Below are 280 nucleotides of genomic sequence, written 5' to 3'. Positions count from 1 at the left end.
GCATAAATCGTTTTGTTGACAGTAATTTGTTCAGACGTAGGATTCATCCATTTTTCGCCTTCCCAAGTCTTAAATTTTAGCCAACCATCTGTTGTTCCATCTACTATTCTAAATGTTTGTCGCCCATACTTCGCTCCAGCATTCGCAACCTTTGATGAGAAAGAAGGTTCATCATATGCATAGAAATCTCCCATGACACGTTCTTCCCCATTCAAGTTAATCCAAACTGGACCTTCCCATGTTTCAATCTTCCACCAGCCATTATCTCTTTTTTCCATGA

The 280-nt window shown here is 39.6% G+C and carries 1 pseudogene; it reads right to left on the bottom strand.

Going from position 1 to position 280, the window contains the following annotated elements:
* A pseudogene (locus tag MR107_RS30730) lies at window positions 1-280 on the bottom strand (hypothetical protein); the annotation flags it as partial.

It is taken from the genome of Bacillus cereus group sp. BfR-BA-01441 (assembly GCF_022663075.1).
In the GTDB taxonomy this organism is placed as follows: Bacteria; Bacillota; Bacilli; order Bacillales; family Bacillaceae_G; genus Bacillus_A; species Bacillus_A cereus.
The sequence above is the reverse complement of the archived record's forward strand: the minus strand, read 5'-3'. Positions and strand labels throughout refer to the sequence as shown.